This is a genomic window from Vibrio sp. 2-2(8) (genome assembly GCF_963888495.1).
In the GTDB taxonomy this organism is placed as follows: Bacteria; Pseudomonadota; Gammaproteobacteria; order Enterobacterales; family Vibrionaceae; genus Vibrio; species Vibrio anguillarum.
The window spans coordinates 101,429-116,205 of sequence record NZ_CAWPJM010000044.1 but is presented as its reverse complement, the minus strand read 5'-3'; the positions used below and the strand labels follow the sequence as shown (position 1 = coordinate 116,205).

The window sequence follows — 14,777 nt, the reverse complement described above, 5'->3', positions numbered from 1 at the left end:
CAATCACACATTCATCTCTGACTATCTTACCTGCCATTTTGGTGGCGGGAGGGAGACTTTATGCTTACAGATGTGGTGGAACTGTCACGGTTCCAGTTCGCCAGTACGGCGCTTTACCATTTTATTTTTGTTCCGCTGACCATTGGCTTATCGTTTTTACTGGCGATCATGGAATCGCTGTATGTGATGACCGGAAAAACCGTTTACAAAGACATGACTCGTTTTTGGGGCAAGCTGTTTGGCATCAACTTCGCCGTTGGCGTTGCCACCGGTCTCACTATGGAGTTTCAATTTGGCACCAACTGGGCGTACTACTCTCATTATGTGGGTGACATTTTTGGTGCCCCGCTGGCGATTGAAGCTTTGATTGCCTTTTTCCTTGAATCTACCTTAGTTGGGTTATTTTTCTTCGGCTGGGATCGCCTTTCTAAGCGTCAGCATTTAAGCGTGACTTGGTTAACCGCTTTAGGCTCTAACTTTTCTGGATTGTGGATTTTGATGGCCAACGGCTGGATGCAAAACCCCGTCGGTGCCGAGTTTAACTACCAAACCATGCGTATGGAAATGATCAACTTTGCTGAGGTCATTTTTAACCCAGTAACCCAAGTGAAGTTTGTGCATACCGTTGCGGCGGGTTACACCACAGGCGCGCTGTTTATCATGGGTATCAGCGCTTACTACCTATTGAAAAAGCGCGACCTTCCCTTTGCGCGTCGCTCATTTGCTGTGGCTTGCGCTTTTGGCATGGCATCCATTACCGCCACTTTATTGCTAGGTGATGAGTCAGGTTACACCTTAGGTGAAGTGCAACAGGTGAAACTGGCCGCCATTGAAGCCGAGTGGGATACCGAACAAGCCCCTGCCTCTTTTACTCTGTTTGGGCTACCTAACCAAGAAACCATGCACACAGACGCGGCGATTAAAGTCCCTTATTTGATGGGTATTATCGCCACGCGTTCATTGGATGAGCCCGTCATCGGCTTAAAAGATTTGATGGCGCGCAGTGAAGAGCGCATTCGCAATGGCATGCTCGCTTACGGGCTATTAGAAGCCTTACGCAATGGTGACGATTCACTGCAAAACATCGCTCAGTTTGAAACGCTAAAAGAGGATTTGGGGTACGGTTTATTACTCAAAAAATACACCGATAAAGTAACTGATGCGACTGAAAGCCAAATCAAACAAGCCGCGCAAGATACCATTCCGCAAGTTGCACCTCTGTTTTGGAGCTTCCGCATCATGGTGGCCTGCGGTATGGCGATGTTCGCTGTCATTGGGCTCTGTTTCATCCAAATTTGTCGGCGAAAAATCGGCACTCAGCCTTGGTTACTTAAGGCGGCATTATTCGCTATTCCACTTCCCTGGATTGCCAGCGAAGCGGGTTGGTTTGTCGCTGAGTTTGGCCGCCAACCTTGGGCTATCGGTGAAGTGCTTCCGGTTAATATGGCCGTATCTAACCTATCAACCAGCGATTTATGGATTTCACTGGGCCTAGTTTACTTACTCTATAGCGCATTTTTGGTGGTGGAAATGTACCTGATGGTGAAGTTTGCTCGGCGCGGCCCAAGTGCCCTACATACCGGACGTTACCATTTTGAAACGCAAGATGGGCACGGATATCTATCTCACGTACACCATTAAGGGAGAACACAATGTTTGATTACGAAACCTTACGTCTGCTGACTTGGGCGATTGTCGGTGTGCTATTGATTGGTTTTATCATCACCGATGGCTTTGATATGGGCGTTGCAGCGCTACTGCCCATTTTGGGACGCAGTGATGTTGAACAAAGAGTGATGATCAACAGTATCGCGCCTCATTGGGATGGCAACCAAGTGTGGTTGATTACTGCTGGCGGTGCGATTTTCGCTATCTGGCCACTGGTTTACGCCACCGCATTTTCTAGTTTCTATTTAGCGATGATGTTGCTACTTGCTGCGTTATGGCTGCGCCCAATTGGTATGGATTATCGCTCAAAAATCGATAACCCCTCATGGCGCAAGGCGTGCGATAACGCACTGTTCATCAGTGGCGTTGTGCCGCCCCTCATCTTTGGCATTGGTTTTGGTAATTTATTGGTAGGAGTCCCTTTTCAGCTCAATAACTTATTGATGCTCGATTACCAAGGCCATTTTTGGGATCTATTCACACCATTTCCACTACTGTGTGGCCTGCTCAGCCTTGCCATCGTCGTCACTCAAGGCGCAACGTTTTTACAGCTCAAAACTTGTGATGTGTTATGCGAGCGAGCCCATAGCGCGTCGGTCGTCAGTGCCAGCATTGCGGTGGCTTTATTTCTCATCGGCGGATTCTTGGCAGCCAACATGGCGGGTTATATTATCGTGAGCCCAATTGTCACGGATGCCGCTTCAAACCCCTTGCATAAAGAGGTGGTTAGCATCGCTCGTCATTTACTGCATAACTATCAAGCACACGCCATGCTGTGGTTGATCCCTTGCGTGGGCATCGCGAGCTTATTGGCGTGCATATGGGCAAGCCTGAAACGAGCATCTGGCGGGGCATTCTTATTCTCTAGCCTTGCTATTGCATGCATTATTTTTACGGCAGGCGTGGCGCTATTTCCGATGATCATGCCGTCAAGCTTAATGCCATCACACAGTTTGACGATTTGGGATGCCACATCCAGCCAGAAAACACTCAATATCATCACGATTGTCGCCATCTTAGTGGTGCCAGTCATCCTCAGTTACACGGCTTGGGGTTACTACAAAATGTTCGGTCGATTGAGTGATGATTACATTCGCAACCACAGCACATCGCTGTACTAAAGGAGATGACTGATGTGGTATTTCTGTTGGGTTCTTGGCGTATTACTCGCCTGCGCATTTGGTATAATCAATGGATTGTGGCTTGAGCAAGCTGAGCATTTCGATGAATCGTAACTCACTCATATGCAAGCAGATAACCTGTTAAGAAGCGTTAAGATCATCAAGCTTTGAGATAAAAAAATGGCGCTGTTTTTAGCGCCCTTTTTTATCACATCGTAAGAAACGTATTTACTGAAATTTTGGGCCAGCTGCGGCAACAAAAGCCATTTCAACCAGATAGTCAGGGCTTGCCAATTGCGCTTGAACGCAGGCTCGGCTTGGTGCGCATCCTTCTGGAAACCAGCTATCCCACACTTCATTCAAAGCGGCGAAATGAGCAAAATCTGTGACATAAATTGTCACCGATAACACGCGGCTTCTGTCGCTGTCGATCGCCGTCAACTGCTGCTCAGCTTGGGCTAAGATCTGCTCAACCTGCCCTTTCATATCGGCTTTTGTATCGCTATCAGCCACTTCCACAAAGTGGGCAATGCCGTTGAATACGGTAATGTCAGACCAACGTTTACTTGGATTAATACGATGAATAGTCATTAATTTCTCTCTTTATGGTAAAGATAACTCGCAACAGTGCTGTTCGATCACACAGACTGGCGCGCCAACTTTGCAGCTAAAGCCGCTGGCAACCAACCTGCCTGTGGTTTCATCTCGGCGATAACTGGCAATTGTGTGTGAATGTTGGCTAGCAACCAACAACCAATCTCCATCCGCAGACAAAGTAAAGTCACGCGGGAATTGGCCACCGACATCAAATGCGGCAATCCATTGCGGTTGTGGCTGGCATAGTTCAAAAAGAACGATTTTATTTTGCTCTCGGCAGGAAGCATAGAGAAAACGTTCATCGGGCGACAACTTAATTGCCGCAGCCGCTCCACTTTTCGCCTCATTCGGCAAGAGATCGCACTCAGCCTCTATTTGCCATTGTGTCCCGGAAAATACTAAGGTGACCAAAGTCTCCGACAATTCACAGACCACAAAAGCTCGGGTTTCTGCGTGATTAAACACCACATGGCGCGGCCCACTCCCCGCAGGCATCTCTACAGTTTGCGCCAATGAAAATGCCTGATTATCACTGTTGATGGCGAAAAAATGAATTGCATCACTCCCTAAATCGACCACAACCAGTTGCGACGACTGTTTAAGGAAAACCACCTGATGAGCGTGAGGTGAGGTTTGGCGCTCTGCATTTGGCCCCTGACCATCAATCCATAGATCAGCGATGCATAACTCAGGTTTGCCAGTGTCGTCCAAACGAACAATGTTCACATTACCCGACCCATAATGCGCCACAGCGCAATAGCACTGCTTGGCATCAATAGCAAGATGACATGCATAGCTACCCGACAGTGGCATTTGAGAAACCAAACCCTTATTAATGTGTATCAATTGTGGATTGTCGCTCGCTTCTACCTCGTTAAAAGTGTAAAAGCCTTTCGTTGTTTCAAGAAGGTAGGAAGGGTTACGCGTCGCCATCACCTCTTGCAAAACACTAAGTTCACCCGTGATGGTGTTAAGCTCAATCAGCTCAACGCCGTTACTACTGCTTGGTGCATCCGTATAAGTACCAATGTAAAAACGCGCGGCATTGTGTGTACTCATTTTCCACCTATCATCAAAAATAAAACACTATACCCAAATTTCACCTTAATCTGGGATAATTTAATTAAGCTGCCTGTGTGGCAGTGATGAAAACCGCCATACAGTCCAAACTTAAATCCAATCGGGCGATTGCGGAACACAATCAATGAACAACATGCTCGGAATAATGTTTATTTTTCCTAGAGGATAAAATCCATCTTCGCTGTTAAATAATTTTCCGCGATAACGTTGCGTGGGTTTTTCGTATAATACTGATTTGGTATGTCATAGATACAACAAAGCCCGCACGTGGCGGGCTTTGTTTGAATTTGGTGGGTCTTATTGGATTCGAACCAACGACCTTCTGGATGTCGACCAGACGCTCTAACCAACTGAGCTAAAGACCCAAATTTTTGTTCTTGAGCATGATACATGCAACTGAAATGGTGCGTCCGAGTGAACTCGAATCACCGACCCCCACCATGTCAAGGTGGTGCTCTAACCAACTGAGCTACGGACGCATATCTTCAGAACGGAGTGGATATTAACGGCTGTTTTTGCTGTGTGCAAGTCTATTTTCTTTGTTTTTGAGCCAGTTGGCTTATCTATCACCAGCTTGTCTGTTTTTTATTCACAACTCTGGGTTTAAGCACAATAACCGGATCAACAATAGGTGTAAGCTGTCCAATTTATTTCATTGTATAAGTTATGTGAGATTATCCATTGATTCGGACCAATTATCTCGTACTATAAGCTTTATCAATATCTTCGATATGCAATACGGTGACGTAACATGGATGCGCGATTATTCAACCATTCTCATCATTTGAGAGCCTCTGTACTTTGTGGGTTAAGCTTACTGCTAACCGCTATTGCATTTTTCTTCGTCCTATTTAACGTTTTTTACACTTACAGCTACGGGCTAGCAGCATTAGAATTTATCTTCATGTGCTACTCCTATTACGTTTACTTGATTGCAAAACAACAAGCACATTCAGTCACTCACATTCGTGTCTACGTTTATTTTCTGATCTTTATCATCAGTGTAGGAACTTTTATTCAGCCTTTAAGCAATGGCCTATTTTTATGGACAACGTTTTTCCCAGTACTTTTTTACCTATTGCTAGGGGTTAAGCATGGCCGTCTCGCTACAGGCATCGCACTCATTCCGCAACTGTTCAATATCCATTCTCAAGGCTCATGGAATGTGGATTATGACCCAACCCCGTTGATGATTAACCTACTTCTTTGTTATTGCGGGATTTGGACGGTGGCTCATCTTTTTGAATCTAGCCGTAAGAAAACCGAAAACTCGCTGCGCTACCTCGCTTCTCGTGATGCGCTGACGGGCTCTCACAATCGTTTGGCACTCACTCACGCCTTTGCTCACTTCGTGCAAAATAAGGTGGATACGACGTTGTGCCTTTTAGTGATTGACCTTGATTATTTTAAGCAAGTGAATGACACCCATGGGCATGATGCCGGTGACAAGGTGCTGATCGATACGACGCAGGTAATGTCTCAAATTGTGGGCGACGATAACCTCTACCGTATCGGCGGGGAGGAGTTTTGTGTGACTTTGTTTAATAACAGCATCGCGCAAGCCGAACATGTGGGAGAAAAACTGCGCGAGGCGATTAATCAACATTTGTACGCTTATGGATCGAAGCGAATCCAACTGACCTTAAGTGTCGGTATTTGTGAATACCGTGAAGGTGACAAGTTGGATGTACTACTGAAATTAGCCGATGTTGAGCTTTATAAAGCGAAGAAAAATGGACGTAACCAAGTTTGTATTTGCCAAATCAATGACACAGTGGATGATTCGACACTTTGGATTTCTCAGAGCTCTTGATCCTCGCCTACTTCATACACCACATTATAATTTTCAGTATAGGTACACTGTGGTTGACGGCTACACGTAAAGAATCGTCGGCCTTTGAATTCGCCTTGGCTGGCAATTTTTATCACCATTGGGCTGCCACATTTTTTGCAAAAACGCACTTCTTTATCGGTTTCGATCAAATCAATATGCGCGGCCAGTAACCTTCTTAGTTTACTCACTTGATAGCTGTGTTTGATGTTCGCACCAATCAATGGAATGTTGGCAGACTTACACACATGCATCAGCAATTTTTCACGCTCTACCTTGCCTTTATGCAGTTCTTTTCCGTTATCCAACTCAATGATAACTCGCGGCTCTAAGGTTCTTGCATCACACACCACAAAATCAAAATAGTTTTTGGCGATTCGGTTATTGGCGATGAACCACTGCTTTTTATTCAAGTTCGCCGCTGGGGTAACCACGTTGGCCATTGAAACTTTAGCCAACACCACACCGTGTTCCCCTACTGCAGATTTCAGTGCGTTATGAAAGGCGCCTTCAGACATATTGAGTAACGCCCCTTTCTTCTTATAAGCGTAATCTTTGGTATCGTCGTGTTTGATCACGTACTTTTGGATAAAGACAAAAAACAGCACCAGCAGTGCAACAATGATAAAAATGTTGGTCATACGATAAAAACCATTTTGAAGTAATTAGCTAACTCGCTAATTAATAAACGAAGTACCGCCCAAAGGCCAGTTTATTACTATGGATTTGTTGAAGAGGGTGACCTAATCCACATGGCAGCAGGCTCTCTTGTAAGCTGAATCTAGAATGTGTACCAGAGTGTCATTCAGGTTGATAAGCTACGCCAATGAGTGAAATGTCGCAACTTGTGTTTTCTGTCAATGGACAATGACCAAACGAGAGGCTCATTAATGAGAGCCTTGGTAGGAAAAAGTAGAGAAAGAAAAAGCTCGCCGCAGCGAGCTTTCATTGCTTTAACGATTAGTCCAGTCGAAGTAAGCGGCCAGTTAAAGACGGAACGATGATTGTCGTTGTACCGATTTGCGTGGCGATCGTCTCTTCAGTCATTAAATCCTTCAATTGAGTCGCAGCTTTTACGCTTCCCATATCAAGAGATAATCTCCGCTCCGCAGTGCTGGTGTTCAGCACATAGAGGATCTGCTCATCACCGTACACTTTGAGATCCGCGTACAAACTCTCGTCAATCCACACATTACGCCGCTCCCCTTTAGCCAGTGACGGGTATTGGCTGCGCAGTAGCATTAATTGACTGACGCTGTTTTTCAGCGCTTGCTGTTGTGGTGACAAGCTTGAAGCATCTACTTTGCCACTAGAACGAGCAACGTGATCATCACACAAACCAACAGCGGCACAATTTTGTGTCACTTGCGCTGCAAAGTTTTCGACTTCATCCCCAATCTCTTCACCATAGTAAAGCGTGATTGGCCCAGAATAAGCAGCAAGAAAACTGAACGCGGCAAGATGTCGCGCATAATAATCACCTAAATTACCTCGTTGGATCAGGTCACCAAAGCGAACCAAATCATGATTACCTAACATTAGATTTGGCATGGCGTGATAAGGCGATTTCGCTCGGTTATTCCAACTGGCTTCTAGACTCAGAGCGCTACCGCTTGCGCCAGATTCTTCCACTGCTAGTGCTTGCATCACACCATAGCGTAAAGGAAAGTTGAAGGCAGAGGAGAGCGCTGGGTTTGTATCACTGCCATACGCAGTTAGGGTAATGTCATCAGCCCCTTGCCACACTTCACCGACCATATAACCTAATGTGCCCCATGATTTCCCTGCATTGAGGTTATCTTGCGATGCTTGTTCAACCGCCGCGCGCAGCGAACGCCAGCTCTCAAGCGGAACTTGATACGCTTGGTCTAAACGCCAGCCATCAATGCCAAACTCACGGATCCAGTAGCTGGCAACTTCAGTGAAAAATGCCTCACTCGCTTGGCTAGGATAAGTGACCAACTTGCCCGGATAACCACTTTCTCCGTCACGAAGCTGAGGTAACTTGCCGCTCGGTGACGCTTTCACGCCAACAGAGCTGGTGTGGCCAAATACGCCATCCAATAACACGTACAGCCCTTTGTCATGCGCACTATCAATCAGCTCTTTTAGTTTAGCGTTGCTGCCAAAGTTAGGATCTACGTTGAAATAATCACACGCAAAATAGCCAGTAGCGTCAAGCTTATCATCGCCATTTTGACCCGCACAGGAATCAAATACTGGCGTTAACCACAACGCATTAACGTTCAAGCTAGCAATATAATCCAAGCTATTGATGATGCCTTGCAAATCACCACGGTGGTGCGAGTTGCCGTAACCAACGCCGTAATCAGCGTTTGAATCTCCATCAACAAAGGATTCCACCATCACTTGATAAATTCGCAAATCACAAGCGGGGTTATTGTCTTGATAACACGCGTAGTCAACACCCGTATCCACAACGCCAACCACCAGTTGCGATGTGTTGGATGCATCCAGTGTGAACTTCCAAACACCTTGCTCTGTTACGGTAAGCTTGATATTGCCATTTCCTGCATTTTCCAATGTCGCGGAACCGCTAGCGATACTAAAGCCACCAAAACCAAGGTTTAGTGTGCTCCAATCTTCAGAAGCAATTTTGAATTCATACACTCCGGGAGTCAGATAACCTTCAAACGTGTAGAGACCATTTTGCTGATAGGATAATGGATTTGAAACTCCCCAACCGTTCATCGAACCACGCACGTACACCGTGGTTGAACCATAAGGTGCAACATCAATTGGTGGCGCATCAATGCTTAAGCCAGCACCCTGCTCGCCCTGCTGCGGCATCACAAACACTGCCGCCGTTAAGGCTGGAACGGTAAAGCGGCCATTGTTAAACTGGCTCGATTTAACACGCACATCTTGTGCTGTGCGTAAAACAGGATGTAATTCAAAGCGCTGCGCATTCGGGATCACCACACTTTGCTCAACGCTATTGGCGTTGATGGCGACAACGATGGCCTCAACGTTAGGGTCGAGATCCGCACCAGCTGAAATACCATCATTCACCGACATCACTATCATGCCAGGTTGCGCATTTGGCCCCGTATTATGGAAACGAACACGGTTTAACACTTCTTGCTCAGAGATTAGCTTGAGCAACGGTGTTTGCGCACGAATTGCCAGCAAAGCTTTGAAGGCATTATCTGTCCATACAATATCTTGCGCGGAAGCCACCGTATTGGGGTTGGCTATCACACTTTGAATCGCACTCCAGTTAGCCTGATCTTTATCTGCTCTTGGCAAGCCGACATTCCAGTTGTTGGTCTGCTTGCTAAAGTCAACACGGTTGTACCAATCACCACTGTCGTAACTGTCGCGCGCCATCGATTTTGAGCGAAGTAGTTCTGAACCCATATGGAAGAAAGGAACACCTTGCCCAAGCATTACTGGCGCAAGACCAATGATCTGCATGCGCGCTCTATCCGCTGAGCTGGTTTCTGCTTTTGCTTTATATTGGTTGAAGTCCCACAGGGTTTGATTGTCGTGTTTAGAGACGTAGTTAATCGACTCTTGTGGGTCAAGTGTATAGGCCGCGCCTTGACCACCGTATTGGAAATCACGGCCAAGCACTGTCATGCCGCTGGCGGTTTGCAATGGATAGGTTTGTAAATTGCCAGCCATGCCATAGCGAATTAAGTCCATTTTCGATTTCAGCTCATCACTAAATCGATCACCTGCATTAGCAAAACCCGGAGTGGTTAATAGCGCCTCACCGCTATCAAATGGACCACCGCCACGCACACCGTCACGTAAGCGATCGTTATAAGTCCCTATTCCCGTTCCAGCCATTGGCCATTGGGTGGCATTTTCACCTCTGGCACCGTTGGCGACTTCACCAAAGTTCCAGCCTTCACCATAGAACCAAGTGTCAGGATCAACCGTTTTCGCCGCCTCATAAATCTTGAGCATGCTTGATTTCATCAGGTGTCCCATAAGATCGAAACGGAAACCGTCGATTTTGTAATCTTGCGCCCACATCGTGACGCTATCGGCCACCAGTTTCTCGAACATACGGTTTTCTGAAGCGGTATTGTCACAGCAGCTAGAATTTTCAACCGCACCTGTGATGGGGTTCAAGCGGTGGTAATAACCGGGCACGGTTTTATCCAGTACTGATTTGTCATACAAACCTGACGAGTAGGTATGGTTGTAGACCACATCTTGCACGACTCGAAAACCAAGCTGATGCAGTTTTTGTACCATTTGGCGGTACTCTTTCACCCGTGACACACCATCACTTTGCACCGCATAACTGCCTTCTGGCGCGCTGTAATGGAATGGATCATAACCCCAGTTGAAGCTGTCAAGCGGCCGCACATCCGCAAGTAATGCTTGTGCTTGCGGTGTATTCGGGTCGGTTTTTTCCAACAAAGAAAGTATGGTCGCGCTCATCGACGTGCCATCAGAACAAAGCGACGCTTGCGAGTTAATACCACACAGTTTTGCGACCGTATCATTAAGATCGACCCGCTTTTGCTCATCTTCCGGAATCGACGCTAAATCATAGCTTGGCAGTAAGTGAATAGTGGTTAAACCCGCTTGTTTTAAACTTTTCAGGTGCGCAACACTGTCACGTTCTTCTTCCAAGAAGGCGAGGTACTTACCGTTGTATTCCGCTGTTCCTTTGCTATCACTGTTGCTGAAGTCACGAATGTGTACTTCATAAAGAATGTTATCTTCAGGATGACTCAGTTCAGGAATAATTTGAGTATCCCAATCGTCCGGTTTTGACTCTGCTGCGGTTAAGTCCACCAATTGAGAATAAAGGCTGGATGTACTGAGCGATTGCGAATACGGATCGGTCGTCATCATCCATTCAAGTTGCGCCGTTTTAGGATGGTAGGCCTGCACGCGGTAACGATAGAAACTGTTTTTCAGCGAGCGCTCACCTTGATAGTGCCAAACTCCGGTGTTGAGATCTTCAACCATCGGCTGAGGGGAGGTACTGAGAAGGGTTTTATCTTGATCATACAGATACAACTCCACTTGCTGCGCGGTCGGAGCCCATAGCGCAAAATGCGCGCTATCACCGTCTATCCAAGCGCCAAGTTTCGCTTCATCGGCATCATCGCTGCCAGCCGTGTAAAGATTATCGACTATTCCTGGGATCTGTACTTTTGTTGCAACCAGTACTTTGCCTTCAGCATCTCTCGCTACTGTGAGTAGCTGCGTTTTCAACAGCGCTTTAGCTTGTTCGTTGCTCACATCCAATGTGAAGGCTGCTCGACCCGCTAAATGTGGGAAATGCGCATTATTTGTCACGCCTGACAAGGCTAATGGGTAATGAATGAATTGTTCAGGATGGGCGATATCACCATTGCCTTGCGCGCGGCTCCAAAGCTCATAGCTTGCCGCTTCGCTGTGATCGAACCACGCCAGTTGATTTACCGCAAGCCAATGTGCAGCTGCGCCCTCAATGGCAACTTGAATTTGCTCATTAGGAGAATAGTTCAATACCGCACTACCGTGGCGCGTATAAAGCGTATTGCCTTTGACAAAATCCAGCACTAAATCATCGCCGCCCAGCGCTTTATCATTGCCACTGTGCACAATAAAGTTCATGCAGTTGCCATGTTCTGCTTTAAGTGGAATGCGATATATCGCTCCATAAATCGGGTCGATTTCTGAGGCTAAGTAAGGATTTCCCCAATCCACACCATTAAGCGCAGATTCAGAAACAGAATCACAGCTACCGTTGTTCCAAAGGTGTAGTCCCCAGCCGTCATAATTATTGTCATCACGCAGGTAGTAAATGATCGCTTCTTGATAAGTTGGGGTCGGCTCGGTTGTCGAGTTATCCGCCTGTTTCGGTTGTGGATCAATGCTGTCGGGGATGCCATCACCGTCATCGTCGCTTGAGGCAAAATCCCCTAGCCCATCGTTATTGGTATCAAGGCTTTCTAAGCGATCTCGTGGGAATACATCCTGCGCGTTGCTCACGCCGTCACCATCAATATCGTCATCTTCGCTATCGGCAATACCGTCACTATCAAGGTCAGCAGGAACGCTTGAAACATCATTGGCGTCCGTTCCTAAACGCGCTTCATCGGCGTTGCTCCACCCATCACCATCAATATCATCATCTTCGACATCCGCAATGCCATCGCCATCGAGATCGGCAGCAAAGCTTAAGGCGTCATAAGGATCTGTCCCTAATCGCCATTCAGTTTCATCAGGCCAGCCATCGTTGTCATCGTCTAGGTCTGCGTGATCGCCAATGCCATCATTATCGGAGTCAATACTCTCTTGGATGTCGTAAGGAAAGTGGTCAATCAAATCGGCTACGCCATCTCTATCGCTATCAAAGCCAATAACAGGCTCACCATTTTCAAGCATCAGTGTTTTATCGCGAATATCGCTCTTTTCTCGCTGTGCTTTTTTGATCTCATCGCCAAACCGTTTACTGGCTTTTTTCAAGGTATTGGCCAATTCAGGCAAGCTGGAGTCATCGATAGTAGCAGGTAGCAGTTGCGCTAGCGCTTTAGCAGATTGAGCAACCAAGATGTGGTTATCGACATAATCCGCTTTGATATCCAGAGTTGGAATACGCAGCGCCTTTTTCAGCTCAGCCAACGCTTTACTCTCTCGCTTACCATTTTGCATCTGCACGCTGAGGTAAGTCGTAAAAGGGCTGATCACCGGATAATTTGCTGGCGCCATCATTAAATAATTGCGCGCCGTTTTGACGGTGGGAATATCTTGGTCAACGGTTTTTCCCTTGATAGCAGAAGCCATCAGATAATAATTTTTTACGTCACCACGCAGCCCCGCCACGTTAATTTTTGCGATACCTTTTTGGTCGGTATACGCTTGAGGTTCGTTTTGTTCAAATTGACGATTGCCGTTCACATCCAGCCAAACTTGGGCATTGGTTAAATACCCATCCATGACTTGAACGTCTAACGAGTCATTACAACCCGCTAGCATACCAATTGAAGCAAACGCTAAAGTCATTCTCGTTAGGTTTGTTTTCATTGTTGTAATCCGTTTTATAACGTTAGTGCTCGTCCTGCTCTCACTGCTGGCAGAAAACCTATAAATCAGTAGACATATGCCTATATCTACCTAAGCTAACGTTATAATTTTGACACCGCCAATTACCTCCCCCTTGCCATTTTGCTCTCAGGGCGTAGAGCCAAGGGAGGAGAAGAAAAACACAGAGTTCACTCACGCTCAGGGTAAATGAGATGAAAGGAAAGCAGAGAGAGCAAGATAAAAACGTGATCGGAAATACAAAGCGTAGAATGAGGAATGATAAAGTGTGAAAGAATATTACATTTTGACCAATCTAATAGAGTTTGATCTTCCTCCCATCTCTCCTTACTCATCACTCGCTATTCGCGCCGCTGAGCTTAGCGTTCAAAATTGTGATAAAACAAAAAGAGCCTCAAATGAGACTCTCCTTAATTGGTCACAGACTGACCGCTATACCCAAACAACTCTAAGTGGGAAGAGTATAAAGGTTAAGCAAATACATATTTATCCATCAGGGTGACCATTTTGCCAATTTCGGGTTTGGTCAAGGTATCATCAGCACCCAGTGCTAATGCTTTTGCTCGGTTATCATCACTCATGATCGAGGAGAACATCACTATCGGCGTTGTTTTATAAGTTTCGCTGTCACGCAAGCGCTTCAACAAGTGCATACCATCCATGCGCGGCATTTCTACATCCGTTACGATCGCATTCACTAACTCTGTCACGGGTACGTTTTCGGACTTGGCTACTTTTTCAATTTCCATCAATTTCTCATAGGCTTCACCACCGTCTTTACACGCAATAATGTTGTAGCCTGCAGAGCTTAATGTGTCTTGTATTAAACTGCGGATAAACGCCGAATCATCCACCACCATGATGGTTTTCGCATTACGTTTGCTGATCATTTTTTGGTTGAGGTCGACCGATCTGTCCACCGTGACATCGTATTTTTCCATACTCAATTCAGGGTTGATGTCAGCGATGATTTTCTCAAAATCCAAAATCATGATCAGGTTGCCGTCTTTGCGAACAACCGCCACGACGCAATCTTGCTCACCCGCTTCTAAAAACTGACTCGGCGATTCAACATCGTTCCAAGAAATACGGTGAATACGACTAATGCTGTCAATCAAAAAGCCATTGGTCATGCGGTTAAAATCCGTCACGATAACAAACTTTCGATCAAGGCTTGGATTAGTAGGCACACCAAGCCAACCGGCAAGATCAACTAACGGAGTCAGTACATCACGTGACGAAAATACACCGATCATATGCGGCTGAGCATTGGGATAATCGGTGGTATCAGGAACTTGTATCACTTCCCTAACTTTCGCAACGTTAATGCCGTAATAGCAGGTTTTCGTGCGTCCATCTGGCAGTACCTTTTCTAAATGGAACTCAATAATCTCAAGTTCGTTGGTACCACTCTCTGTCAAAATTGTACTACTTGGGTTGCTCATACTGGTCACTAATCT

General features: G+C 46.3%; 9 protein-coding genes and 2 tRNA genes. 4 read left to right on the top strand and 7 right to left on the bottom strand.

What is annotated here, in order from left to right; translation table 11 throughout:
* Positions 1-60 precede the first annotated feature (60 nt).
* The 3 genes from AACV12_RS11705 to cydX are packed head-to-tail and all read left to right on the top strand — an operon-like array spanning position 61 to position 2,903.
* Positions 61-1,641: a cytochrome ubiquinol oxidase subunit I gene (locus AACV12_RS11705; RefSeq protein WP_013856712.1), complete on the top strand. Its 1,581-nt coding sequence runs from the start codon at positions 61-63 to the stop codon at positions 1,639-1,641.
* 11 nt (positions 1,642-1,652) lie between these two features.
* Positions 1,653-2,789: a cytochrome d ubiquinol oxidase subunit II gene (cydB, locus tag AACV12_RS11700; protein WP_170900370.1), complete on the top strand. Its 1,137-nt coding sequence runs from the start codon at positions 1,653-1,655 to the stop codon at positions 2,787-2,789.
* 12 nt (positions 2,790-2,801) lie between these two features.
* The gene (cydX, locus tag AACV12_RS11695; protein ID WP_013856710.1) at positions 2,802-2,903 is read left to right on the top strand and encodes a cytochrome bd-I oxidase subunit CydX; all 102 of its coding nucleotides are present in this window, start codon (positions 2,802-2,804) and stop codon (positions 2,901-2,903) included.
* Positions 2,904-3,017: 114 nt separating this feature from the next.
* On the opposite strand, the gene AACV12_RS11690 is transcribed toward cydX, so the two are convergent.
* The 4 genes from AACV12_RS11690 to AACV12_RS11675 all read right to left on the bottom strand — a co-directional run bounded on the left by AACV12_RS11690 (position 3,018) and on the right by AACV12_RS11675 (position 4,945).
* On the bottom strand, positions 3,018-3,380 hold the full coding sequence (locus AACV12_RS11690; RefSeq protein ID WP_013856709.1) for a RidA family protein: 363 nt from the start codon (positions 3,378-3,380) through the stop codon (positions 3,018-3,020).
* 12 nt (positions 3,381-3,392) lie between these two features.
* Complete coding sequence (locus AACV12_RS11685) at positions 3,393-4,445, bottom strand: lactonase family protein (RefSeq protein WP_170900369.1); 1,053 nt, start codon at positions 4,443-4,445, stop codon at positions 3,393-3,395.
* A 309-nt stretch (positions 4,446-4,754) separates the two neighbouring features.
* A tRNA-Val gene (locus AACV12_RS11680) sits at positions 4,755-4,831 on the bottom strand.
* Between the two features lie 37 nt (positions 4,832-4,868).
* Positions 4,869-4,945: transfer RNA gene (locus tag AACV12_RS11675), tRNA-Val, on the bottom strand.
* A gap of 272 nt (positions 4,946-5,217) precedes the next feature.
* Between AACV12_RS11675 and AACV12_RS11670 the strand changes: the two genes are divergently transcribed.
* Positions 5,218-6,279 carry a GGDEF domain-containing protein gene (locus tag AACV12_RS11670; RefSeq protein ID WP_017048647.1) on the top strand — a complete coding sequence of 354 codons (1,062 nt, stop codon included), beginning with the start codon at positions 5,218-5,220 and terminating at the stop codon, positions 6,277-6,279.
* Here AACV12_RS11670 and AACV12_RS11665 read toward each other — a convergent pair.
* The 3 genes from AACV12_RS11665 to AACV12_RS11655 all read right to left on the bottom strand — a co-directional run bounded on the left by AACV12_RS11665 (position 6,267) and on the right by AACV12_RS11655 (position 14,762).
* Positions 6,267-6,938 (bottom strand): DUF2726 domain-containing protein, encoded by a 672-nt coding sequence (locus AACV12_RS11665; protein WP_013856668.1) that lies wholly within the window; start codon positions 6,936-6,938, stop codon positions 6,267-6,269. The genes AACV12_RS11670 and AACV12_RS11665 overlap by 13 nt on opposite strands.
* 319 nt (positions 6,939-7,257) lie before the next feature.
* A complete protein-coding gene (gene pulA, locus AACV12_RS11660; protein WP_170900368.1) occupies positions 7,258-13,299 on the bottom strand; it encodes a pullulanase-type alpha-1,6-glucosidase in 6,042 nt (2,013 codons plus the stop codon).
* 488 nt (positions 13,300-13,787) lie between these two features.
* Positions 13,788-14,762, bottom strand: a complete 975-nt coding sequence (locus tag AACV12_RS11655) for a chemotaxis protein (protein WP_026027355.1) — start codon at positions 14,760-14,762, stop codon at positions 13,788-13,790.
* Between the last annotated feature and the right edge of the window lie 15 nt (positions 14,763-14,777).